Origin of the sequence: Sinomonas notoginsengisoli (assembly GCF_021554725.1) — a bacterium.
GTDB lineage: Bacteria > Actinomycetota > Actinomycetes > Actinomycetales > Micrococcaceae > Sinomonas > Sinomonas notoginsengisoli.
The window spans coordinates 123,196-145,484 of sequence record NZ_JAIZDP010000001.1; the positions used below are offsets into that span (position 1 = coordinate 123,196).

The following is a 22,289-nucleotide window of genomic DNA, read 5'->3' on the forward strand; positions in this document are numbered from 1 at the left end:
GGCGCCCTGGGCGCGAACAGGGCAGCGACCCCGCAACTCCCTTCGTGGGTTGCGGGGTCGCTGGCGCCGGGTCGTCGGGTCTCAGGCCTCGGGATGGAACTTCTTCCCGTTGATCCTTTCCGAGGCGCCGACACGGTCGAGGTACGGCGTGATCCCGCCCAAGTGCATGGGCCAGCCCGCGCCGAGGATCATGCACAGGTCCACGTCCTCGGGGCCCGCCACAACGCCCTCGGCAAGGAGCAGGCCGATCTCCTCCGCGAGTGCGTTCTGGCATCGGGTGAGGACCTGCTCTGACGTGGACGGCGTGTCACCGAACCGCAGGATGGCCAGCGTTTCGGCAGGGATCTCGTGTCCGCCATCCGACGTCGGAGCCCAGAGCCCCTTGATGCCGGCCTCGACGAGGGCCTGCTGGTTGGTTGAGACGTGGAAGCGATCGCCGAATGCCGTGTGGAGAGACTCCGCGACGTGCTGTGCGACGGGCAGCCCCACCATGGAGGCGAGGGTGAACGGCGTTATGGGAAGGCCCATCGGCGCAAGCGCCGTGTCCGCCACATCAGCAGGGGTGCCCTCGTCGAACGCGGCCGTGACCTCGCCCATGAGGCGCAGCAGAACCCGGTTCACCACGAATGCGGCGGCGTCCTTGACCAGAACCGCGGTCTTCTTGAGAGCCTTGGCGAGGATGAAGGCCGTCGCGAGTACCGCGTCATCGGTGGTGGGCGCGCGCACGATCTCGACGAGCGGCATCACCGCCACGGGATTGAAGAAGTGGAAGCCCACAACGCGCTCGGGATGCGCCAAGTCCTCGGCCATTGCCGTCACGGAGAGCGAAGAGGTGTTGGTGGCGAGGATGCATTCTGGCTTGACCACGGACTCGATCTCGGCGAAGACCTGCTTCTTGACCGAAAGCTCCTCGAACACGGCCTCGATCACGAAGTCCGCGTCTGCGAACTCGGCCTTGGAGACGGAGCCGGTCACGAGGGCTTTGATGCGGTTCGCCGCGTCCGCTGAGAGTCGCCCTTTGGAGAGAAGCTTCTCTACCTCGGCATGGACATGGCCCACGCCCTTGTCGACGCGGGCCTGGTCGATGTCCGTCATGACGACAGGGACCTTGAGCTGGCGCGCGAACACTAGCGCGAGTTGGCCTGCCATGAGGCCGGCGCCCACCACCCCGATCTTCGTGACAGGCCTCGCCAGCTTCGGATCCGGCGCGCCTGCCGGCCGCTTCGCACGCTTCTGGACCAGGTCGAGGAAGGCATAGACCGTGTCCCTGAACTGTGGGGTCTGCATGAGTCCTGTGAGGGCAGCGACTTCCAGCTCGGCCGACTCTGCCTGGCTGGCGGTGGCGCCGGCCTCGAACACGTCGAGTACCTTGCCCGGGGCGGGGGCGGCATTGGATGTCTTCGCGGCGACGAACGCCCTCGCGGCAGCGGCGGCCGCTGCCCAGCGCTTCGTCACTGCTGGATCCTCGCGGGGCTCGACGGCGTGCGGCCGCTCTACCACGATCTCCCCTGCGAGCACCGATGCGGCCCATCCGAGCGAGCGCTCGAGGAAGTCGGCAGGCTCGAACAGTGCATCGGCGATGCCGAGCGCGAAGGCCTCCTTGCCGCCAATTGTTCGGTTGTTGTCCAGCGGGTTCTCGATCATGACCTTCAGCCCAGCCTCCGGGCCCGTGAGGCGAGGGAGACGCCAGACGCCGCCCCAGCCGGGCACGAGGCCTATGAAGGCTTCTGGCAGACCGATGCCCTGCGCGGCGGCCGAAACAGTCCTGTACGTGCAGGCGAGCGCGATCTCAAGGCCTCCGCCGAGCGCCACACCGTTGATGAAGGCGAAGGTTGGCACTCCCAGGCCGCCGGCAAGCAGGTCGTAGGCGGCATGCCCGAGGCGAGCCATCTGCTCGCCCGCGGACGGGTCACGCAGCGTCTTGACCGTCGAGAGATCGGCGCCGGCGACGAGGAAGTAGGGCTTCCCTGTCACGGCGACCGCATCGATCTCCCCGAGGATGGCCCGTTCGCGCAGGTTCTCGAGGGCCCGGCCGAGTTCGATCAGGGTATTGGGTCCGAGCGTGGTGGGCTTCGTGTGGTCGAGGCCGTTGTCTAGCGTGAGGAGGGCGATCTTCGTCGGCCGCGTGGAGCTGCGGCCGGCGGTGCCGGGGAGGACCACGTCCTTGACGAGGGAATGCGTGACGATCTCGTGCGGGACCTGCGCGGCAAGCGGGGCGAAGGCCTCGAAGAGGGAATCGGACGTCATGGCGGCGTTCACTCGCCCTTTCCGTAGTCCGGGTGGTTGGGATTTTCCCAGATGACCGTGCCGCCCATGCCCAGGCCTATGCACATCGTGGTCATCCCGTACCGGACGGTCGAGTCCTCGGCGAACTGGTGCGCGAGCTGCGTCATGAGGCGCACGCCGGACGAGGCGAGCGGGTGTCCGACAGCGATCGCGCCGCCATAGCGGTTCACACGCGGGTCGTCGTCGGCGATCCCGAAGTGGTCCAGGAAGCTCAGGACCTGAACGGCGAATGCCTCGTTGATCTCGAAGAGCCCGATGTCCTCGATGGCCAGACCAGCCTTCGTGAGGGCCTTCTCGGTGGCAGGAACTGGCCCAATGCCCATGATCTCGGGCTCGACGCCGGCGAAGGCGAACGAGACGAGGCGCATCTTGGGGACGAGACCGAGTTCCTCGGCCGTCTCGGCCGAAGCGAGCAGGCACGCGGTCGCGCCGTCGTTCAGACCCGCGGCGTTGCCAGCGCTCACGCGGCCGTGGGGGCGGAACGGCGTGCGCAGGCTCCCGAGGTCTTCCATCGTGGTGCCGCGCCGCGGAGGCTCGTCGACCGTCGCGAGGCCGAAGCCCTCGTCCGGCCGACGGGTCGCGACCGGGACGAGGTCCGGCTGGATCTTGCCGCCTTCATAGGCGGCGGCGAGCTTCGCCTGGGACGCGACGGCGTAGGCGTCGGCACGCTCCTTCGTGATCGCGGGGAAGCGGTCGTGGAGGTTCTCGGCGGTGTTGCCCATGGTGAGGGCCGCGGGGTCGACGAGCCGCTCGGACATGAAGCGCGGGTTGGGGTCGGCGCCCTGGCCCATGGGATGGCTGCCCATGTGCTCGACACCGCCAGCGATCACGACGTCGTACGCACCCACGCCGATGCCGCTCGCCGTCGTCGTCACAGCGGTCATCGCGCCGGCGCACATGCGGTCGATCGCGAACCCGGGGACGCTGCGGGGGATGCCCGCGAGGAGAGCCGCGGTGCGTCCGATCGTGAGCCCCTGGTCGCCGGTCTGGGTCGTCGCGGCGATGGAGACCTCGTCGACGCGCTCCGCAGGCAACGATGGATTGCGGCGTAGCAGCTCGCGGATGGTCTTGACGACGAGGTCATCGGCGCGGGTGCCGTGATAGATCCCCTTCTCGCCGGCCTTGCCGAAAGGGGTGCGGACGCCGTCGACGAAGACGGCGTCCCGGACATGCCTGCTGGACATGGGCAGCTCCTTGGAGGTCTATCGGGCGCTCACCGCCCTACAGCCTCATGTTACTGGCGAGTAACTTGAAGTGCAACGGCTTCCAGGAACACGGTGTTCATTGATCCGCGGAAGCACTCCTGGGCTCCCTGACCTTGGCGGCGCCGGGATGCTGGAAGGCGTCGACAAGAGTGCTGACCACATGGCTGATCTGCCACTCGCGCGCTCCGAGGTCCCTCAGGGCGTCAGTCAAGGAGTCGTTCGTGACTGGCTCGGGCGGCCGCCAGGCAATCCGGCGCAGGTGGTCCGGAGTGAGCAGGTTCTCGGACGGCATGCCGAGCGAATCCGCCAGCGCCGCGATCCGCGGGCGGGCCGTCTTGAGGCGGGCCGCGGCGTCGGGATCGCGGTCGTCCCACACGCGAGGCGGAGGGGGGCCGGAGCTCGGTACATGGAGTGGGGGCAGCTCCTCGAGCCGGCGCGCCTCCGACACGGCTCGCAGCCACCGCGGCGCCTCGCGCTGTGCGGCGCGTCCATGGAATCCCTTGGTGGTGAGCAGCTGGGGGACCGTGCTCGGCATCGCGCGTGCGACGGCGACGAGCGCGGAGTCGGGGATGAGCTTGCCGGGCGCGATGTCCCGCTTCTGGGCGAGGGCGTCCCTCTCGAGCCAGAGTTCCCGCACGGCCGCGAGCTGGCGCCGGTCGCGGATCTGATGGACACCGGACGTACGGCGCCACGGCTCGGGTTTGGGAGCGGGCACCCCCGCTGCAAGGATCGCCGCGAATTCCTCTTCCGCGAAGCCAAGCTTCCCCTGAGTACGGAGAAGGTCGGCCAGCTCGTCCCGGAGCTCGATGAGGACCTCGACGTCGAGCGCCGCATAGCGCAGCCACGGCTCGGGCAATGGCCTTGTCGACCAGTCTGCGGCTGAGTGCTCCTTCGCGAGGCTGAAGCCGAGCAGTTGCTCGACGACGGCGGCCAGGCCCACGCGGGGAAGGCCTGCCAGACGTGCCGCAAGCTCCGTGTCGAAGAGCTTCTCAGGCCACATTCCAAGCTCGGCGAGGCAGGGCAGGTCCTGTGTTGAGGCGTGGATGACCCATTCGACGCCTGCGAGGGCATCGTTGACGACCTTCAGATTCTCGAAGGGCTCTGGGTCAATGAGCCATGTTCCGGAGCCTTCGCGTCGGATCTGGACGAGGAAGGCGCGCTGGCCGTAGCGGAATCCGGAAGCCCTTTCGGCGTCGACTCCAGCGGGTCCGGTGCCAGTGGCCAGCGCGGCGGCTGCCCGTGCGAGCCCCTCCTGAGTTGAGATGACGAGGGGGACCCCGTCGCGCGGCTCAGCGAGCTCGACAACGGTAGGAACTGGACCGAAGCCCTCGACGACGATGCTGTCCGAGGTGGCGGCTGCCGTCGGCTCTGGGTCACCGGGTGGGAGGTCCGGTGTGGCGTCGGGGCCCTCCGTGGGTCCGCTGCCTGGTCCCTGTCCGTTGGCGTCGTGGGGCTCTGCGGTCATGATTTCGCCAGTCTATCGCCGCAGCAGCAGTCAGCCGTTCAGTGGGACTCTGCTCGGCGGCCATGGCGGGGGAGGGCCGAGACCCCATCAGGAAGCGGTGGCACTCCCGCGAAGGTCGAGACCATGTCGCACCAGGCCTCGAGGTGGTCGCGGAGCTCGGGGCCGCTCGGAGTCCACGAGGCACGGAGTTCGATGTCGATCGTGTCGTTGCGGTCCGCGAGCGTCCCATAGCTCTCTGACAGGACGCGCGTGGCCGTTCCGCCCGCCGCAGTGTACGGTGCGTGGTGCTTCTCGAGGGATTCGACGAGCCACGTCCAGGCAACCGAGCCGAGGAGGGCGTCGTTGCCCATGTCCTGTTCGAGCTGTGCCCTGATATAGGTCACGACACGGAAGGTGCCCTGCCACACGGGCGGCGGCTCAGGGTCGTGCAGGAGGATGAAGCGTCCCGTCGCCAACTCTTCGTCCTCTTCTCGGACGTCAGCCTGCAGGGCCACGGCGTAGGGGGCCAGCCGTGCGGGTGCCGGGATCTCTTCGAGGCGTAGGCCCCCGGTTCGTCGCTCACCCGTGGCACTTCGCATCGAGCGGAGGGCTGTCAAGAAGTCCGCAGGCAGGTGTGCTAGTGCGGTCACCTTCCCAGCGTACGCTGGCGCCGTGCGCACGGCCGGAACGGCACGCCGCCGTGGCCTCCTAGCGGCCGAGCTCCTCGCGCAGTGCCGCCGCGAATGCGTCGACGTCATCCTCTGTCGTGTCGAAGGAGCACATCCAGCGCACTTCACGGCGTGCAGGATCCCAGTCGTAGAACCGGAATCGCTGGCGAAGGCGGTCCGCAACGCCCTCAGGCAGGATCGCGAAGACCCCGTTGGATTCGGTGGGCTGAGTCAGCTCGACGCCGTCCAGCCCCTCCACGGCCTCCCTCAGACGGGCAGCCATGGCGTTCGCGTGGGCGGCCGAGCGCAGCCAGAGGCCGTCCTCGAGCAGTGCCAGGAACTGCGCCGAGATGAAGCGCATCTTCGAGGCCAGCTGCATGTCCATTTTCCGCAGGTACCTCAGGGCGCCTGCGGCCTCCTGGTCGAGCGCCACGACCGTCTCCCCGAACATGAGGCCGTTCTTGGTACCGCCGAACGTGAGGATGTCGATCCCCGCGTCCGTGGTGAAGTCGCGCGGTGGGATCCCAAGCCCCGCTGCCGCATTGGCGAGGCGTGCGCCGTCCATGTGGGCCTTCATGCCGAGTGCGTGCGCGTGCTCCGTGATGGCCTTCAGCTCGGCGACCGAGTACCGCGTGCCCAGCTCGGTGGTCTGTGTGATGGAGACGGCGAGCGGCTGTGCGCGGTGCTCGTCGCCCCACCCCCAGGCCTCGCGGTCGATGAGCTCCGGCGTGAGCTTGCCGTCCTCGGTGGGAACCGAGAGGAGCTTGAGGCCGCCGACCCGCTCGGGGGCGCCGTTCTCGTCGACGTTGATGTGGGCCGTGCTGGCGCAGATGACGGCGCCCCAGCGGGGCGCGAGCGACTGGAGGGAAACGACGTTCGCGCCGGTGCCGTTGAAGACGGGGAAGGACTCGGCTGCGTCGCCGAAGAGGGCCTTGATGGCCGAGGCGAGGCGGAGCGTGTACTCGTCCTCTCCGTAGGAGACCTGATGGCCTCCGTTCGCGGCGCTTAGTGCGGCGAGGACCTCCGAATGGACCCCCGAGTAGTTGTCGGACGCGAAGCCGCGCACCGAGCTGTCGTGGAGTGGCCAGCCAGCCGGGATTGCGGCGAAGGCGGCAGAGGGGGATGAAGTCACGGTCACAGTATTGCCTAAGGGGTCGGTCGGGTGGAGTGCGTGAGAGGTCAGGGGTGCCTCAGAGCGTGAGGTCGATGCGGGCGCCGTTGAGCTTGGCGGCGTCGTCGGCGAACAGCGCCACGGCACGCGCCGCGAGGACATCCACGTGCGTGTATCCGGGGAATTTCCGCTCGGGGTTCGCCGTCCGCATCGCGTCGTCGAGCAGGGATTTCACCGCGAGCACGACGGCGGCACTCGTCTGCGGGAGGGGACCCGCCTTGCGCGCGGACTGGCGCAGGGCCAGCCCCTGTGCCATCGATCGCGTCCATGCCTCCGCGGCGGCCTTGGCAGCCTGGTAGTTGGCGTTTGCCGCGCTCGGCTTGGCGAGCGTGGTCGAGGAGACCATGGCGAATCGCCCACGGGGCGAGGTGGCGACGTCCTCGAAGAACGCGCGCGAGGTGTTGCGGAGGGTTGTGATGACGCCGTGGGCGAGGAAGTCCCAGTCCTCGTCGCTCTGGTCACTGAACGTCCCACCACCACGCCATCCGCCGACGAGATGGATGACCCCGTCCACAGTCCCGAACGTCTCGCGCAGCTCGGTTGCGAGCGAGTGGACTGCGGCGAGGTCGGCGAGGTCGCACTCGCGCTGAGGCACGCCGTCGTCCTCTGCCGTGCTTTGCGCTGTGCCGTTCGACGCGGTGGCGGAGAAGGCCGACGCGAGCCGCTCCGCATTGGAGCCCACGGCGATGGCCGTAGCGCCGGAGGCGCGCAGCATGCGGATGGTCGCACGTCCGGAGGCGGAAGTGGCCCCTGCGACGACGACGACGGCGCCCCGCGCGCCTTGGCCGCGGACCGTGTCCGTGCTCACGCCGCGGTATCCGGCCGGTGGTTGAGAGCGGTCTCGCCCGTGATCCCGGCGGTGGACTGGATGACTGCTCGCATCTTCTTCTCCAGGGCCTCGTAGAACATCGACAGCGGGAACTCGTCGTCAAGCACCTGGTCTGTGACCTCGCGGGGAGTGCCGGCCAGGGGCAGGGCGTTGGGGCCCTTGGACCAGGCTGAGGCGGGGTGCGGCGTCACGGTGTTCGAGACGAGCTCATATGCTGCGAGCCAGTGTGCCACCTTGGGACGGTCGATGGAACGCCAGTAGAGTTCGTCGATGGCGTCGCCGAGCGCGCTCACCACGTCGGGCACACGTGTCCAGTTGATCGTCAGCCTCGTGTCCGTCCAGTGCAGGACGTGGTGCTGGTGCATCCACGCGAAGAGGAGCTGGCCTCCCAGCCCGTCATAGTTGCGGACACGGCCGCCGGTGATGGCGAAGCGGAAGATCCGGTCGAAGACGACGGCGTACTGGACGAGTTTCGCGTGCCTGCGGGTCTCGGGGGTTGCCTTCGGGTCGGCCTCGATCTTCACGGACTCGCGGAACGCGGTCAGGTCACAGCGCAGCTCCTCGAGCGCGTAGAGGAAGAACGGCATGCGCTGCTTGATCATGAAGGGGTCGAACGGCAGGTCTCCGCGCATGTGGGTGCGGTCGTGGATGAGGTCCCACATTACGAACGTTTCCTGGGCCAACTTCTGGTCCGCTGCGAGCTCCGCGGCGTCCGCGGGGAGCTCGAGGTTCGTGACCTTCGCTGCGGCGTCGAGCACCCGCCGGAAGCGTGCGGCCTCGCGGTCGGCGAAGATTGCGCCCCACGTGAACGTGGGGATCTCGCGCATCGAGACGGTCTCGGGGAAGAGGACGGCCGAGTTGGTGGCGTACCCGGGGGTGAAGTCGAGGAAGCGGATCGGCACGAACAGCCTGTTGCTGTACTCGCCGGCCTCGAGGTCGGCGACGAACTCGGGCCATACGACCTCGACGAGGACGGCTTCGACGAAGCGGTTGCGGCTGCCGTTCTGGGTGTACATCGGGAAGACAACGAGGTGCTGGAGCCCATCGGAGCGGTCGCGCTGGGGCTGGAAGGCAACGAGGGAGTCCAGGAAGTCCGGGACGCCGAATCCCGTGCCCGCCCATGCGTGGAAGTCGGCTTGGAGGAGGCGGAGGTACTCGGCGTCGTGCGGGAAGCGCGGGGCGAGCTCGGCGATCGCGGAGGTGATCGTCTCGGCCAGTGCTGAGGCGCGCTCCCGGTCCGCTGCCTCGGGCACGGAGCCATCCTGGGCCTGCAGGTCCTGGAGCTCGATCGCAGCCTCCTTGAGGGCGAGCCACGCAGGGTCGCTTGGGGCGGGCAGCTGCGGATCCGATGCGATGGGGGCCGCGACGGCGTTGGCGGACATGTCACTCTCGCTTTCTTCTGGCGTGGGCCGCGCACGGGGGCTCACGGGGCGTCTGCTCCGAGAGTAGCGAGATAGGCAGACCTCTTCGCCTCAAAGGGTCCGAGCATCAGAAAGACTCATGCTCAAGCCGACGCACGAGGGCGGAGCCCGGCCGTGCACTGATCCTCGCCAGTGCGCGGCGCGCCTCCCTGAGAACCTGGGGCCTCAGTCCTCGTCTGGGACGAGCGTGAGGGAGATCGAGTTGATGCAGTAGCGCTGGTCAGTGGGCGTGTCGTAGCCCTCGCCCTCGAACACGTGCCCGAGGTGCGAATCGCAGGCCGCGCAGCGGACCTCGATCCGTTCCATGCCGAGCGCCCGATCCCGCAGGTACACGACCGCGTCGTCCGCGAGCGGCGCCCAGAATGACGGCCACCCACAGTGGGAGTCGAACTTCTCCCGGCTCGTGAAGAGCTCCGCACCGCAGGCACGACACCTGTACGAGCCCTTGGTGTGTGTGTCCCAGTATTCGCCCGTGAAGGCCCGTTCGGTGCTGGCCTCGCGCAGCACCCGGTACTCGTCGGGGCTGAGCTGGTCGCGCCACTCGGCATCGGACCTGCGGACCTTCTCGCGGGCAGAGTCTGGGGTGGGGGTTGGTGTGGTGTCCATACTCAGTCCAACGCTCAGGAGTCCCCGATGAATCCCGTTCCCGCATACAGATGCAGCACCGGGATGCCGAGCTTGCGCTGGGCCTGATTCGCCCAATCAGTGTGGAAGGTGTCCTCGACGGCGTGGGGGAGCGTGACGACCACCGCCTGTTCGGCCCCTATTGAGGCCGCCCTGTCCGCGAGGGCCTGGACGGGATCGCCCTCCACAATGTTCCCGGTGACCTCTGCGCCGAGGCCTTCGAGTGCGGCAATCGAGGTGTTCAGCGCTGTCTGTGCGATCGAACGGGCAGCCTGCGGATCCGGGCCCTTGTCAGAAAGCCCCTCGACGGCTTTGCCGAACTCGAGCATCGAAAGGTGGTCGAGGAAGTCGATGACGAGGCGGCGCTTGCGGCCACTCGGCACGAGCACTTCGAGCTCCGGCCCCCCACCGCTCAACAGGCCCTCGACGGCCTTCCGCTCGCTCGGGCCAAGTGCGACTTCGGTCAGGATGAGGATCGGCGCGCTCATGAACACAGACTAGGCCAGCCCGCGCCCAGCGTGGGAGAGGAGCGTCCGGCGCGGGGCGCGAGCCGCGGGACCGCTGCGACGACGTGTTTGCCACAATGGGTGCATGCCCCACCGAGTGAGCCACGCGCCGTCGTCCGTACCGGTGCAGTCCGATCCGCAGCAGCCGTTGCCCCGCGCGGTCTGGGCCCTCGCCGGTGCCGGCGGAGCTCTCGCGCTGGCCTCGGCCGTCGCCGCCTCGAGCTCTGCCCTCGCGGCCTACTTCGCCCGCCGCATCGTCACGCCCGAGCGCGTGAAGGTCGAGGACCAGGAGGTGCTTGCCGTCCAGGGGGAAGGCAGCACGCGCCGGGTCATTCTCCGCGCCACCGAGGAGACGCGGGTCGACGGCGAATACAGCCTCTTCTTCAACCGCGGCGCGGGGCACGTGAGGCTCGGGCCGCTCGAGGACTATTCGCCCGAGGAAATGACCGTGACCCGGCCGGTCCTCGCCGAGTACTCGGGAGACATGACGACGGCCGTGCGTGCCCGTTGGAGCGGCTTCGTCTACAGCACCCCGGCGGACCTGGGGCTCGGGTTCGAGGACGTCACCCTCGCCCTCGACGTGGGATCAGCGCCGGCCTGGTACGTGCCGGCCGGTGATCCCGGCGGCACATGGGCCATCATGGTCCACGGCCGCGGCGCCACCCGCGGTGAGGGGCTGCGGGCAGTCCCCACCGCACACGCGCTGGGGATGCCCTGCCTCCTCCTCTCGTACCGGAACGACGGCGAGGCACCGGCAACTCCGGACGGTCGGTACGGGCTGGGGACAACCGAATGGCGCGACGTCGAGATCGCCATCCAGTATGCACTCGATTCCGGTGCGCGCGACGTCGTGCTCTTCGGCTGGTCCATGGGCGGCGCCATCAGCCTCAGGACCGCGGATTCCTCGACCTTGCGCGAGCATGTCCGCGCCCTTGTCCTCGATGCGCCCGTGGTGGACTGGGTCGATGTCCTCGCCTATCAGGCCCGTCTCAACCGCATCCCCTCCCGTGTCGGCCGACTGGGCCAGATGCTCCTCGCACATCCCTGGGGGCGGCGCCTCACCGGCCTCGCGGCCCCGCTCGACTTCCGAGCCATGGACTGGGTAACCCGCGCCGTCGAGCTGCGCACCCCAACACTCATCCTGCACAGCGTCGACGACGACTTCGTCCCGGTGGGGCCCTCCCTCGAACTCGCGCGGCGCAACCCCGAGATGGTCACCCTCGAGACGTTCCGGCATGCCCTGCACACCAAGGAGTGGAACGTCGATCCTGAACGGTGGGAGAGGACCGTGCGGTCCTGGCTCGCCGACGAGCTCGCTCCGCGCCGGGTGCCGCCCGGGACGGCCTGAGCAGCGTCAGCCGCGCGGCTCGGGTCGGCGGTTGGACATCCGAAGGCGCGGCTCAGCCCACCGCGCGCAGCGGCGCAACGATGGCGTCCGTGAGCCGCACCAGGTCCTTGGGTGCGAGTTCGATGTCGAAGCCCCGGCGTCCGCCGGAGACAAGCACCGTCTCATGGTCGAGTGCCGAAATGTCGACCGCAGTGGGCGAGGGCAGGCGCTGCCCGAGCGGGGAGATCCCGCCCCTCACGTAACCGCTCCGGCGCTCGGCAGCCGCCAGATCCGCCATGGCCGCCTTCTTCACCCCGAATGCGGCGGCGGCGGCCTTCAGGTCCAGGCTTCCCGCGACAGGCACGACGGCGACGCACAGCTGGCTGCTCGCGCCCGCGGGGATCTCCACCATGAGCGTCTTGAAAACGCGCTCGGGGTCGACGCCGAGGGCCTGCGCTGCCTCCAGCCCATAGCTCGAAGACGAGGGGTCGTGCACGTACGCGCGAGCCGTGTAGGCGACACCGGCGGCGTCGAGGGCCGTGGTCGCTGGAGTACCGGGTCCGTGGGAGCCGACTCGGGCATCCTTGGACTTCTTGGCCACCTCAGGCGCCCAGCGGGCACTCTCCGCGGACCTTGCGCTTGATCCGCCCGAGCATCGCGCTCATGCCCCGCATGCGCAGAGGGCTCACGAGTCGGGTCAGGCCCAGCTCTTCGGGCATGTCATCGGGAACCGCGAGGATCTCGGCGGCTGTCAGCCCGTCAAGGCCCTCGTGGAGCACCGACGCGAAGCCTCGCGTCGTGGGAGCCTCCGGCGGGGCCGAGAAGTACAGCCGCACCACTGGGCCAGCCGATGCCGGAGTTCCTTCGGGCGCCTGCTCCGTCTCGATGGTGATGAACAGCGGCGATTGGCACTCGACCACCTGCTCGAGCATCTCGGGGTGGTCCCGGTAGTGCTCGGGAAGCTCCGGCAGCGCCTGCGAGAACTCGAGCAGGAGCTGGAGCCGCTCGCGCTCTTCAACGGCATGGAAGTCATCGACGATCTCCGCCAAGGCGGCGGGCATGGTGTTCGTGCTCATCCCCTCCAGCGTACGCGCAAGGCCCTGCCCAGCGGCACGTGTTCGCCGTGGGCAGGACCTTGTGTGACTCCCGGTTGCGCTGACGTCAGCTCAGCGGCCACGTGCCGCGGTCTTCCCCCTTCACAATCGGCACCCGCACCGCGTTGCCCCACTCGGTCCATGAGCCGTCGTAGTTGCGGACGGTGTCGAAGCCGAGGAGGTACTTGAGGGCGAACCACGTGTGGCTCGACCGCTCGCCGATGCGGCAGTACGCCACGACGTCATCGCCCTTTTCCAGCCCGGCCTCGCCGAAGTAGAGGTCCTCGAGCTCCTGGCGGGACTTGTACGTGCCATCCTCGGCGGCGGCGCGCGCCCACGGGATCGACGCAGCGGTCGGGATGTGGCCCCCGCGGAGCGCACCTTCCTCGGGGTACGCCGGCATGTGCGTGCGCTTGCCCGAGTACTCCTCGGGGGAGCGGACGTCGATCAGGGGCTTGCCGAGGTGCGCGAGGACATCCTCCTTGAAGGCGCGGAAGGGGGTGTCATCACGCTCGACGACGGGGTACTCGCCCCGCGCAGGGGCCGGAACCTCTGTGGTCAGCTCGCGGCCTTCGGCGATCCACTTGTCGCGGCCACCGTCGAGGAGGCGGACGTCCTCGTGGCCGAACAGTGTGAAGACCCACAGGGCGTACGCGGCCCACCAGTTGGACTTGTCGCCGTAGATCACCACGGTGGTGTCCCGGGAAATCCCCTTGGACGCGACAAGCTCGGCGAACGCGGGTCCCTCGACGTAGTCACGCGTGACCTCGTCGTTCAGGTCCGTGTGCCAGTCGATCTTCACGGCGCCGGGAATGTGGCCGGTCTCGTAGAGAAGCACGTCCTCGTCGGATTCGACGACGGCGAGCTTTCCGCTCGCGAGGGCGCCGCTGGCGAGCTGCTCGGCGAGCCACTCGGTGGAGACGAGGCGCTCGGGGTGTGCATATGCGGCGAACTTCTCGCTGCTGTCGACTGGATAGCTCATGGTGTGCCTTTCGCTCGGCTGAGCCAGGGCGCGCGGTCGCCGGACGGTGGGCGGACACCACGCTCCTGAGTGGTCCCTTCCAGCGTAGCCACGGGCGACGGCCTGTGGTGCGGACACCTCTGCGACGTGTCATGCAGCGCAACATGGCGCGCTTCTCATCCGGGTGTGCCGTTGGGCACAGATCCCTCCCCCACCAGCCGCGCCACGATATGCTGACAGACGGCCCTGCCGACCCCCTGACCCCGGACGGAATCTTTGCCGACTGTCGAACACCTCACCACCCGCACGCCCAGAGTGTCCGTCGAGGAGCTCCTGACCGGCCTACACCCGTCGCCCCGCTTCGGTGCGGTCTCCTTCTCGAGCTACCGCCCGGACCCCGCACAGCCCAGCCAGGCGCACGCCGTCAAAGCCCTTGAGGCGTTCAGCGATGGGATCGGCGCATCCAGTGGCGGCCTTTTCTCCAAGCTCTTCGGGTCCAAGCCGAAATCCCGGGCGGGGGTGTACCTCGACGGCGGCTTCGGCGTCGGCAAGACCCACCTCCTGGCCTCCCTGTGGCATTCGGCCCCTGGCCCGAAGGCATTCGGCACCTTCGTCGAGTACACGAACCTGGTGGGCGCCCTCTCGTTCCGCAAGACGGTCGACGCGCTGAGCTCCTACAAGCTGGTGTGCATTGACGAGTTCGAGCTCGACGACCCTGGGGACACCGTCCTCATGTCCAGGCTCATGCGGGAACTGGCCGATGCAGGCGTGAAGCTGGCCGCCACATCCAACACCCTCCCGGGTTCGCTCGGCGAGGGCCGATTCGCGGCGGTTGACTTCCAGCGGGAAATCCAGGTCCTGGCCGATCAGTTCGATGTCATCCGCATCGACGGCGAAGACTACCGGCACCGCGGCCTGCCCGCAGCTCCGGCCCCACTCACCAACGCAGAGCTCGACGCCCGCATGAATGCCGAGTTCGACGGCGGCCTCGTCGCCATCGACGACTTCGGAGCCCTCCTGAAACACCTCGCCGGGGTGCACCCAAGCCGCTACCGGCAGCTCATCCACGGCATTGACGGGATCGTGTGGAAGGATGTTCGCCCGATCGAGTCCCAGGCAACGGCCCTGCGCTTCGTGGTCCTAGCAGACCGGCTCTACGACAAGGATGTTCCGATTCTGGCCTCCGGCGTGCCGTTCGACTCGCTCTTCACCCCCGAGATGATGGCCGGCGGGTACATGAAGAAGTACTTCCGTGCCGTCTCACGCCTTACAGCCCTGGCCCGCGAGGGCCAGAGCCACGAGCCTTCCTAAGCGCTGGCCTTCCTAAGCGCTGGCCTTCCTGAAGCGCTGGCCTTCCTGAAGCGCTGGCCTTCCTGAAGCGCTGACGAGCTGCCCCTCACGGCACAGGGCTGTACGGCGACGCGGCGAATCCAGCAAACACACGCCGAGTGCCGGTCCCGCCTCGCGGCAGTACCGGCACTCAGTGACGATGCTCGGGTGGCTCAGGCTCCTTCGGCAGCGGCCCCTCTGGTGGAAGCGTTGCTCATGAGTTCCTCAGCCTTGCCCTTCTTGTCGTCTAGAAAAGACACGGCCACCTCCCTTCACATCATCGGGGCCAGAGCGCCCCTTGTGTGGTCGATACTAGCTATGCGCTGACGTCGATTCCAACCGTTTTGGCCGGCAGCGGATTGCGCTCTGAGCGGACGCCGAACGGTCGGCGGGGAATACGCGGGAAATTCTGCGGAGCGACAATGAACGCGGAGGCGACAATGAACAAGGCGCCCCGAGGGGCGCCTCGATGTGGGCGATACTGGGATCGAACCAGTGACCTCTTCCGTGTCAGGGAAGCGCGCTACCGCTGCGCCAATCGCCCGTGTTCAGTTGTTGCGCTGCCTGCGCGCCTCATAGAGGAGGGAGCGGACGACGAGACTCGAACTCGCGACATCCACCTTGGCAAGGTGGTGCTCTACCAACTGAGCTACGTCCGCAGGGGGAGCATGGCTCCTCCGTGGGCGATACTGGGATCGAACCAGTGACCTCTTCCGTGTCAGGGAAGCGCGCTACCGCTGCGCCAATCGCCCTCACTCCCGCCAGGGAGCAGGTGTCCACCGAGGTGGGGACGGGATTCGAACCCGCGTATACGGCTTTGCAGGCCGCTGCCTCGCCTCTCGGCCACCCCACCGTGTTGGCATCCCGAGGATGCTTCGACAGTGTCCTGCGAGCGGACGACGAGACTCGAACTCGCGACATCCACCTTGGCAAGGTGGTGCTCTACCAACTGAGCTACGTCCGCGGGGTGTTCCGCAGCACCCTAGCCGACCGAGCGATCCCATGACGGGTATCGCTTTGCGGCGCCGGGGCGCGCTTCAACGAGTAACGACTTTATAGGACCGGGGGGCAATGCACAAATCCGGGATGCTGCCCGAAGTCGCCCCCTCCCGGGCCACGTTTGCCCCCTTGTGTCCGCGCTAGAACCCGCGCGCACGCGCACGCCCACACACGGGCACAGACACACCCACAGACAGGCCCACAGACACGCCCCAGACAGCCCACAGACTGGCTCGGGCAAGACGTGGAAGGGAGCGGCCACGGCGAGCTGGGGATTTGGCGCTCGGCCGCCCTCTGGGCTAGAGTCGTAGAGCGCTGCGGGCCGGAATATTGCCCGCGCGGCCCAGGGGCGATTGGCGCAGTGGTAGCGCGCTTCGTTCACACCGAAGAGGTCACTGGTTCGAACCCAGTATCGCCCACAGTGAGGGCCCCCGGACTGTTGTCTGGGGGCCCTTGTCTGTTGTCCAACGCCAAAGCCAGACGCACGGGGCGCAGGAGTGTCGGACCGTCGTGAAAGGGTGGGCCCATGACAGCCCCGGAACTCGCAGTAGCATCGCCGGACGGGTTCGGACGCATGTACCGGCGTTCGTTCACCGAGCCGCCTTCCGTGCCGTCGATCACCACGGTCATCGCCCAGCAGCCCGTCGAGCTCGACGGGTGGCGGAGCTATATGGCCGCCAAGCACGTCGCGGACCATCCCGATCTGAGGGACGTGCTCGCAAGCCCCGCACAGATGCGCGAGCTCGTGCGGACGGCTGTGGACGCCTCAGAGACCTATGCACGCTCTGCCGCCGCGCGCGGAGACCGGGTCCACTCGTACGCGGAACACGTTGCCCGACGTGCACTCGGCGCCCCGCACCGACTCGAGGAGGCCCTTGAGTCGTTGAAGGAGAACGGCGAAGAGGCATTCGCCGTCAGTGTGGACCGCTGGTGGGAGACCTTCGGGGTCGAGCCCATCGCTGCCGAGCTCACGGTCTGGAACCACACGCTCGGCTACGCTGGCACCCTCGATCTCGTGGCCCGCATCAACGGTCGTGTCTGTCTCGTCGACTACAAGACCAAGGGAACGGCCCGCGACGGACGAGTCAAGGCGCTCGATAACAAGGTGGCCATGCAGCTCGTCGCCGGCATGAAGGCCGAGGAGAGCCTGATGGATGCCGAGTCGGGCACGTGGGAGCCGTGGGCATACGGCGAGGATCCCCTGCTCATTGCCGTTGCCGTGGGTGAAACTGAATACGCGGCCGTACGGGTCAATCCCGACGTCCGCCGCAACCACTGGCTCACGTTCTGCCAACTGAGGCGGGTCTGGGGCGCCAGGGTGGAGGCCGCTGCTGCAGGCCGCACTTTGCTGCCGTTGCCGCCGCCCCCGGGCCAGCAGGTCACAACGGCCGACCACGCCTAGACTTGAGGGGCACCTCTGAGCCCCGGCGCGGGGTCCCAAACCCCCCGTCCTCCCCGTGAACCAGAGAGAAAGGCACCGAACATGGCCGTCTTGCCCATCAGGATCATCGGCGACCCTGTGTTGCGCACGGTCGCAGAACCGGTGACGGACTTCGGTGCGGGGCTCACGCGCCTCGTGGAAGACATGCTCGAGACGATGGAAGACGTCGATGGCGCCGGACTCGCGGCGCCCCAAGTGGGCGTCGGGCAGCGGGTCTTCACGTACCAGATCGATGGAGAACGGGGCTACGTCGTCAACCCTGTCCTCGAGCTCTCCGAGGACTTCCAGGACGATGCGATCGAGGGCTGCCTCAGCATTCCCGGCGTCGCGTTCCCCGTCCGCCGCCGGGCGCGTGCGCGAGTGACCGGACTCGATGCCGACGGCAACCCGGTCGCGTTCGACGCCGAGGGCCTCCTCGCGCGCATCGCCCAGCATGAGACCGATCATCTGGATGGGATCCTCTTCCCGGATCGCCTGGACGGCGAGGACCGCAGGGCGGCACTGCGGGCGATCCGCGCGATCGACTATCACTCGCGCGTCGATGCCACGCTGAGCAAACGGTCGGCGCACATCGAGTCTGCCTTCGGCGGCGGCCACGCAGCGATAGGAAGCTTCGGGCAGGGCGTCCGCGCATGAAGGTCCTCTTCGCCGGAACCCCGCAGTTGGCAGTACCGTCCCTCGACCGGCTCGTCGAGGCAGGATTCGAGCTCGTGGGGGTACTGACACGCCCGGACGCTCCTGTGGGCCGCAAGCGGGTGTTCGCGCCGTCGCCGGTCGCCGCCCGTGCGGAAGAGCTCGGGCTTCCAATCGTGAAGGCCAGCCGCATTACGGACGAGGTGGTGTCCCAGCTTGCGGACTGGGCTCCCGATGCGGCGGCCATCGTCGCCTACGGTGGCATCGTCCCGCCGAAGGCGCTAGACGTGCCGGTGCACGGCTGGATCAACCTGCACTTCTCGCTGCTGCCCGCGTGGCGCGGGGCGGCACCGCTGCAGTACTCCGTGATCCATGGCGACGACGTCATCGGAGCGTCGACGTTCCGCCTCGAAGAGGGTCTGGACACGGGACCCGTCTATGGCACGCTCACACTCGCTCCCGGGCCGGAAGCGACAAGCGGTGAACTCCTCGATGAGCTCTCCGTGAGCGGGGCGGAACTGCTGGCGCAGACTCTCACGGGCATGGCCGCAGGACGGCTCGAGCCCCGTCCGCAGGCCGGAGAGCCGACGTTCGCGCCGAAGCTCACGCTCGAGGACGGCCGACTCGACTGGTCGCTGCCCGCCGTCGCGCTCCACCGCCGTGCACGCGGTGTCACCCCGGAGCCCGGTGCATGGACCTTGCTCGGAGGGCAGCGACTCAAGCTGGAGCCCCCACGCCTGCGCCCGGACATTGAGGACATCCCAGCCGGGCATCTCGCCTGGGCCGGAAAGGCGGTCATGGTCGGCACGGGTACCCATGCACTCGAGCTCACGCGCGTCCAGCCCGCCGGCAAGAAGATGATGCCCGCTTCAGACTGGGCCAGAGGCGCCGGGAACATCGAAGGGACGGTGCTCGGATGAGCGAGCGTGAGGGGTCCGGCCGCAGCAGCAGTTCCCGAGGCGACGGCGGGCGGCGTCGTGAGCCTCGGCGCGACGCCCAGGGCCGCGAGAGGAACCGCGGTGACCGGGCGTCACGCCACTTCAGCCAGCAGTCTCCGAGCCAGCGGTCGCGTGCCGCGGACCCGGCGCGGCTCGTCGCGTTCGAGGTGCTTCGGGCCGTGTCCCGCGACGACGCGTATGCAAACCTCGTGCTTCCTCAGCGCATTCGGCACCACCGTCTCGACCGGCGGGACGCGGCCTTCGCCACGGAGCTTGCCTACGGCACCCTGAGGTCGCAGGGAACCTATGACGCGGTCCTGGCGCTCAATGTGGACCGCCCGCTGTCCCAGCTCGATCCCGCCATCCTCGACGCGCTGCGGCTCGGCGCGCACCAACTCCTGGCCATGCGGGTGCCGGCCCACGCCGCACTCAATCAGACAGTGGCCCTCACGCGCGCCGTGGTCGGCGCCGGGCCCGCCTCCCTGGTGAACGCTGTACTGCGCCGCGTGAGCGAGAAGGGCATGGACGAGTGGCTTGCGGGACTCGTGGCCGCACAGCCCGACTCCACCGAGCGGGAGGCGCTCCGGTACGCCCATCCTGCATGGATCGTGCGGGCCCTGAGGCAGTCTCTCGTGACCCATGGACGCAGCGCCGACGAGATCAACGACCTGCTCGAGGCGGACAACGCCGCGCCCGTGGTCAACCTCGTCGCGCTGCCCGGTCTGGGGAAGCTGGACGAAGCCTTCGAAGCGGGCGCCCAGGCTGGCGAGCTCGTCGAAGGATCCGCGCTTTCGGGCGGCGGCGACCTCGGTCGCTGGTCCTCGGTGCGCGATGGGACCCTGCGCGTCCAGGACGTCGGCTCCCAGCTCGTGGCCCGGGCCGTCGCCGCGGTGCCACTGGCGCGTGCCGCACAGCCGCCCAGCGGACCCGGAAGGCCGGCTCGTGAGCGCTGGCTCGACCTGTGCGCGGGCCCGGGAGGAAAGGCTGCGCTCCTCGGTGCGCTCGCTGCCGAGCGTGCATCGACCCTGGTGGCCAATGAAGTCGCGCCGCACCGTACCGAGCTCGTGCGCAAGGCGCTCAAGCCCGTTCCCGACCGCATCTGGGAGGTCTGCACCGGGGATGGCCGCGCCATCGGGCGTGAGCATCCGGGCGAGTTCGACCGTGTCATCGCCGACGTCCCCTGCACTGGCCTCGGCGCGCTCCGTAGGCGCCCCGAATCCCGGTGGCGAAGGTCCGCCAACGACCTCGCCGAGCTGGGGCCGCTCCAGCGTGCCCTCCTGGACTCGGCGATCGACGCTACAGCCCCGGGCGGCGTGGTCGGATACATCACGTGCTCCCCGCATCCCGCCGAGACGACTGTGGTGGTCGCGGACGCTCTGCGGCGCCGGGACGACGTTGAGCTCCTCGACGCGGGCGCCGCGCTCGACGCCGTGGCCCTCCGCCCGCTGGCCGCCGGCCACGACGGCACGGCGCAGCTGTGGCCGCACGTCCACTCGACGGACGCGATGTTCCTCGCCCTGTTCCGCAAGCTGCCCGCCGCCACGGCCTCGACGAAGGAGCCCTAAGTGACCTGCCGCATCCATCCGAGCATCCTCTCCGCCGACTTCGTCAACCTCGAAGCCGAGCTAGCGCGGATCGGGAGCGCGGACGCCGTGCACGTCGACGTCATGGACAACCACTTCGTGCCCAATCTCACGCTCGGCCTGCCGGTGGTCGAGCGGATCCAGACGGTCAGCCCCCTTCCCCTGGACGTTCACCTCATGATTGCCGACGCCGACCGCTGGGCGCCGCTGTACGCGGGTGCGGGACTCGCATCAGTCACCTTCCACGCCGAGGCGGCGACTGCGCCGATCAAGCTCGCGCGTGAACTGCGCGCTCGGGGATCGAAGGCAGGCATGGCGCTGCGCCCAGTCACCCCGGTCGAGCCCTACCTCGATATGCTCGGCGAGCTCGACATGCTCCTCCTCATGACCGTGGAGCCGGGGTTCGGGGGACAGGCGTTCCTCGATGTCACGCTGCCGAAGATCCGGCGCGCGCGCGCAGCTGTTGACCGAAGCGGCGCGCGAGTCGCCATTCAGGTGGACGGCGGCATTTCGGCCTCGACGATCGAGCGCGCAGCGGAGGCGGGAGCCGATGTCTTCGTCGCCGGTTCTGCGGTCTACGGGGCTCACGACCCAGAGGCTGCCGTCGAGCGGCTTCGGGCCTTGGCACAGGCGGCAACGCGGGTCTGAGGGGGACCTGTGCAGGGATTGTGACACTGCACCCCGGGAATGGTTGGCGGTGTGGCAGAATGGTCCCAGCGGTTTGGTTGAACCGTCATCAAACGTCTTTCCGGTACGAGAACGGGCGGACTTGACGGGACAGCCAAACGGCTGAATCAATGAACAACGTGCTCCGGGGTCGGTGAAAGTCCGAACCGGCGGTGATAGTCCGCGACCCGGCCGCCCGCTCTACATGAGTGGGGGTGCTGGTTGAGCCGGTGAAATTCCGGCACCGACAGTCAAAGTCTGGATGGGAGAAGCACGTGCAGTCTGCGGTGTGCTGCGTCTGGCAGCGCATTGCATCTGTCGCAACCCCGGAGCCGCTGCGGTGAAGGGAAGGATGGTTGCGATGGACTTCATGCAGTGGCTCTTGACGGCGCAGGTCCCCGTGGCGGGATCGGCGCTCCTTCTCCGCGAGGTGGTAGGCAATGCCTTCGGCCTCGCGAGCGCCCTCGGCGGGATGACCCGCCGCGTGTGGGCATGGCCCGCTGGAATCGCGGGCAATCTCATTCTCCTGACTGTCTTCGCCGGCGCCGCGGTAGGCCTCGCGCCGGAGTCCGGTGTCGGGTCAGTGACCCTGTACGGCCAGGCGGGACGGCAGATCATGTTCTTGGCTGTCTCCGGATATGGCTGGGTCCAGTGGCGGCGGGCTCGCAGTCAAGCGCTTGCGCACGACGCCGGGAGCTCGCCGTCCGCCGAGAGCGGCGCCATCGCGCCGAGGTGGGCTGGGGGACAGGCACGCCTCGGACTCGTCGTAGCCATGGCAGCGGGGACTGCGGCCCTCACACCACTCTTCTCGGTGCTGGGCTCCTACCCGCCCGTGTGGGCCGACGCATGGACCTTCATGGGCTCCCTGCTGGCTACCTATGGCATGGCCCGCGGCTGGACGGAGTTCTGGCTCATCTGGGTCGCTGTTGACCTCGTGGGCGTGCCGCTCCTGTTCAGCGCCGGGTATGTCGCCAGCGCGGTGATGTACGCCTTCTACGGTGCCTTCACTCTTGCGGGCTTCTTCGTGTGGCTGCGTGCCCAACGCAGGGCCGCTGCCGGAATGACCCCCGCCGCGGAGGCCCTGACGAGCGGGGCTGGGACGAGCGGGGCTGTGGCGGGATGACGGCGCAGAACACGAGGTCTGCCGTCTCGGCGTCGGATCTT

The 22,289-nt window shown here is 68.4% G+C and carries 20 protein-coding genes, 6 tRNA genes and 1 riboswitch; of the genes, 9 read left to right on the forward strand and 17 right to left on the reverse strand.

The features are described from left to right. Positions 1-81: 81 nt before the first annotated feature. The 9 genes from LF262_RS00505 to LF262_RS00545 form a co-directional block, all read right to left on the reverse strand. On the reverse strand, positions 82-2,247 hold the full coding sequence (locus LF262_RS00505; protein ID WP_235778344.1) for a 3-hydroxyacyl-CoA dehydrogenase NAD-binding domain-containing protein: 2,166 nt from the start codon (positions 2,245-2,247) through the stop codon (positions 82-84). 8 nt (positions 2,248-2,255) lie between these two features. Then, positions 2,256-3,470: a thiolase family protein gene (locus tag LF262_RS00510; protein ID WP_235778345.1), complete on the reverse strand. Its 1,215-nt coding sequence runs from the start codon at positions 3,468-3,470 to the stop codon at positions 2,256-2,258. Between the two features lie 97 nt (positions 3,471-3,567). Next, complete coding sequence (locus LF262_RS00515; RefSeq protein ID WP_235778346.1) at positions 3,568-4,956, reverse strand: HRDC domain-containing protein; 1,389 nt, start codon at positions 4,954-4,956, stop codon at positions 3,568-3,570. 38 nt (positions 4,957-4,994) lie between these two features. Further along, positions 4,995-5,534: a DUF3000 domain-containing protein gene (locus tag LF262_RS00520; RefSeq protein ID WP_372462727.1), complete on the reverse strand. Its 540-nt coding sequence runs from the start codon at positions 5,532-5,534 to the stop codon at positions 4,995-4,997. Positions 5,535-5,643: 109 nt separating this feature from the next. After that, positions 5,644-6,735 (reverse strand): threonine aldolase family protein, encoded by a 1,092-nt coding sequence (locus LF262_RS00525; RefSeq protein ID WP_235778348.1) that lies wholly within the window; start codon positions 6,733-6,735, stop codon positions 5,644-5,646. Between the two features lie 58 nt (positions 6,736-6,793). Next, positions 6,794-7,582, reverse strand: a complete 789-nt coding sequence (locus tag LF262_RS00530; protein WP_235778349.1) for an SDR family NAD(P)-dependent oxidoreductase — start codon at positions 7,580-7,582, stop codon at positions 6,794-6,796. Next, positions 7,579-8,985 (reverse strand): DUF6421 family protein, encoded by a 1,407-nt coding sequence (locus LF262_RS00535; protein WP_235778350.1) that lies wholly within the window; start codon positions 8,983-8,985, stop codon positions 7,579-7,581. The genes LF262_RS00530 and LF262_RS00535 overlap by 4 nt, the downstream gene beginning before the upstream one ends. 204 nt (positions 8,986-9,189) lie before the next feature. Continuing rightward, entirely contained in the window at positions 9,190-9,630 is a 441-nt protein-coding gene (gene msrB / locus LF262_RS00540; protein WP_235778351.1) for a peptide-methionine (R)-S-oxide reductase MsrB, read from the reverse strand. A gap of 14 nt (positions 9,631-9,644) precedes the next feature. After that, positions 9,645-10,136 carry a hypothetical protein gene (locus tag LF262_RS00545; RefSeq protein WP_235778352.1) on the reverse strand — a complete coding sequence of 164 codons (492 nt, stop codon included), beginning with the start codon at positions 10,134-10,136 and terminating at the stop codon, positions 9,645-9,647. Between the two features lie 103 nt (positions 10,137-10,239). Here LF262_RS00545 and LF262_RS00550 point away from each other — a divergent pair, with 103 nt between their 5' ends. Continuing rightward, positions 10,240-11,502, forward strand: coding sequence for an alpha/beta hydrolase family protein (locus LF262_RS00550; RefSeq protein WP_235778353.1), 1,263 nt, complete (start codon positions 10,240-10,242; stop codon positions 11,500-11,502). A 52-nt stretch (positions 11,503-11,554) separates the two neighbouring features. On the opposite strand, the gene ybaK is transcribed toward LF262_RS00550, so the two are convergent. From ybaK to LF262_RS00565, 3 genes are all read right to left on the reverse strand, one after another. Further along, the gene (gene ybaK, locus LF262_RS00555) at positions 11,555-12,082 is read right to left on the reverse strand and encodes a Cys-tRNA(Pro) deacylase (RefSeq protein ID WP_235778354.1); all 528 of its coding nucleotides are present in this window, start codon (positions 12,080-12,082) and stop codon (positions 11,555-11,557) included. A 1-nt stretch (position 12,083) separates the two neighbouring features. Continuing rightward, positions 12,084-12,557 (reverse strand): SufE family protein, encoded by a 474-nt coding sequence (locus LF262_RS00560; protein WP_235778355.1) that lies wholly within the window; start codon positions 12,555-12,557, stop codon positions 12,084-12,086. A gap of 85 nt (positions 12,558-12,642) precedes the next feature. Continuing rightward, positions 12,643-13,557 carry a sulfurtransferase gene (locus LF262_RS00565; protein WP_235778356.1) on the reverse strand — a complete coding sequence of 305 codons (915 nt, stop codon included), beginning with the start codon at positions 13,555-13,557 and terminating at the stop codon, positions 12,643-12,645. A 255-nt stretch (positions 13,558-13,812) separates the two neighbouring features. On the opposite strand from LF262_RS00565, the gene zapE reads away from it, so the two are divergent. After that, a complete protein-coding gene (gene zapE, locus LF262_RS00570; protein ID WP_235778357.1) occupies positions 13,813-14,847 on the forward strand; it encodes a cell division protein ZapE in 1,035 nt (344 codons plus the stop codon). A 490-nt stretch (positions 14,848-15,337) separates the two neighbouring features. On the opposite strand, the gene LF262_RS00575 is transcribed toward zapE, so the two are convergent. From LF262_RS00575 to LF262_RS00595, 5 genes are all read right to left on the reverse strand, one after another. Next, positions 15,338-15,409, reverse strand: a tRNA-Val gene (locus LF262_RS00575). Between the two features lie 42 nt (positions 15,410-15,451). Then, a tRNA-Gly gene (locus LF262_RS00580) sits at positions 15,452-15,524 on the reverse strand. A 21-nt stretch (positions 15,525-15,545) separates the two neighbouring features. Further along, positions 15,546-15,617 (reverse strand) — tRNA-Val (locus tag LF262_RS00585). Positions 15,618-15,647: 30 nt separating this feature from the next. Then, positions 15,648-15,718, reverse strand: a tRNA-Cys gene (locus LF262_RS00590). Positions 15,719-15,756: 38 nt separating this feature from the next. Continuing rightward, positions 15,757-15,829: transfer RNA gene (locus tag LF262_RS00595), tRNA-Gly, on the reverse strand. 382 nt (positions 15,830-16,211) lie between these two features. Between LF262_RS00595 and LF262_RS00600 the strand changes: the two genes are divergently transcribed. The 7 genes from LF262_RS00600 (at position 16,212) to pnuC (ending at position 22,248) form a co-directional block, all read left to right on the forward strand. Beyond that, positions 16,212-16,283, forward strand: a tRNA-Val gene (locus LF262_RS00600). Between the two features lie 107 nt (positions 16,284-16,390). Next, positions 16,391-17,266 (forward strand): PD-(D/E)XK nuclease family protein, encoded by an 876-nt coding sequence (locus LF262_RS00605; protein ID WP_235778358.1) that lies wholly within the window; start codon positions 16,391-16,393, stop codon positions 17,264-17,266. Between the two features lie 81 nt (positions 17,267-17,347). After that, positions 17,348-17,941 carry a peptide deformylase gene (gene def / locus LF262_RS00610; RefSeq protein WP_235778359.1) on the forward strand — a complete coding sequence of 198 codons (594 nt, stop codon included), beginning with the start codon at positions 17,348-17,350 and terminating at the stop codon, positions 17,939-17,941. After that, positions 17,938-18,858, forward strand: a complete 921-nt coding sequence (gene fmt, locus LF262_RS00615; RefSeq protein ID WP_235778360.1) for a methionyl-tRNA formyltransferase — start codon at positions 17,938-17,940, stop codon at positions 18,856-18,858. Before def ends, fmt begins: the two co-directional genes overlap by 4 nt. Beyond that, positions 18,855-20,441: an RsmB/NOP family class I SAM-dependent RNA methyltransferase gene (locus tag LF262_RS00620; protein ID WP_235778361.1), complete on the forward strand. Its 1,587-nt coding sequence runs from the start codon at positions 18,855-18,857 to the stop codon at positions 20,439-20,441. The genes fmt and LF262_RS00620 overlap by 4 nt, the downstream gene beginning before the upstream one ends. Beyond that, positions 20,442-21,107 (forward strand): ribulose-phosphate 3-epimerase, encoded by a 666-nt coding sequence (rpe, locus tag LF262_RS00625; RefSeq protein ID WP_235778362.1) that lies wholly within the window; start codon positions 20,442-20,444, stop codon positions 21,105-21,107. It abuts the gene before it with no gap. A gap of 155 nt (positions 21,108-21,262) precedes the next feature. Continuing rightward, positions 21,263-21,403, forward strand: a riboswitch (FMN riboswitch). An 83-nt stretch (positions 21,404-21,486) separates the two neighbouring features. Continuing rightward, positions 21,487-22,248, forward strand: coding sequence for a nicotinamide riboside transporter PnuC (gene pnuC, locus LF262_RS00630; protein WP_235778363.1), 762 nt, complete (start codon positions 21,487-21,489; stop codon positions 22,246-22,248). The last annotated feature ends 41 nt before the right edge of the window (positions 22,249-22,289 follow it).

What these genes read in the sequence shown, in the direction of transcription:
- LF262_RS00605 (WP_235778358.1), top strand. Translation starts at nt 16,391, where the DNA reads ATGACAGCCCCGGAACTCGCAGTAGCATCGCCGGACGGGTTCGGACGC.
- LF262_RS00505 (WP_235778344.1), bottom strand. Translation starts at nt 2,247, where the DNA reads ATGACGTCCGATTCCCTCTTCGAGGCCTTCGCCCCGCTTGCCGCGCAG.
- LF262_RS00560 (WP_235778355.1), bottom strand. Translation starts at nt 12,557, where the DNA reads ATGAGCACGAACACCATGCCCGCCGCCTTGGCGGAGATCGTCGATGAC.
- pnuC (WP_235778363.1), top strand. Translation starts at nt 21,487, where the DNA reads ATGGACTTCATGCAGTGGCTCTTGACGGCGCAGGTCCCCGTGGCGGGA.
- def (WP_235778359.1), top strand. Translation starts at nt 17,348, where the DNA reads ATGGCCGTCTTGCCCATCAGGATCATCGGCGACCCTGTGTTGCGCACG.
- LF262_RS00565 (WP_235778356.1), bottom strand. Translation starts at nt 13,557, where the DNA reads ATGAGCTATCCAGTCGACAGCAGCGAGAAGTTCGCCGCATATGCACAC.
- msrB (WP_235778351.1), bottom strand. Translation starts at nt 9,630, where the DNA reads ATGGACACCACACCAACCCCCACCCCAGACTCTGCCCGCGAGAAGGTC.
- LF262_RS00510 (WP_235778345.1), bottom strand. Translation starts at nt 3,470, where the DNA reads ATGTCCAGCAGGCATGTCCGGGACGCCGTCTTCGTCGACGGCGTCCGC.
- LF262_RS00545 (WP_235778352.1), bottom strand. Translation starts at nt 10,136, where the DNA reads ATGAGCGCGCCGATCCTCATCCTGACCGAAGTCGCACTTGGCCCGAGC.
- LF262_RS00550 (WP_235778353.1), top strand. Translation starts at nt 10,240, where the DNA reads ATGCCCCACCGAGTGAGCCACGCGCCGTCGTCCGTACCGGTGCAGTCC.
- LF262_RS00515 (WP_235778346.1), bottom strand. Translation starts at nt 4,956, where the DNA reads ATGACCGCAGAGCCCCACGACGCCAACGGACAGGGACCAGGCAGCGGA.
- LF262_RS00620 (WP_235778361.1), top strand. Translation starts at nt 18,855, where the DNA reads ATGAGCGAGCGTGAGGGGTCCGGCCGCAGCAGCAGTTCCCGAGGCGAC.
- fmt (WP_235778360.1), top strand. Translation starts at nt 17,938, where the DNA reads ATGAAGGTCCTCTTCGCCGGAACCCCGCAGTTGGCAGTACCGTCCCTC.
- LF262_RS00535 (WP_235778350.1), bottom strand. Translation starts at nt 8,985, where the DNA reads ATGTCCGCCAACGCCGTCGCGGCCCCCATCGCATCGGATCCGCAGCTG.
- LF262_RS00520 (WP_372462727.1), bottom strand. Translation starts at nt 5,534, where the DNA reads ATGCGAAGTGCCACGGGTGAGCGACGAACCGGGGGCCTACGCCTCGAA.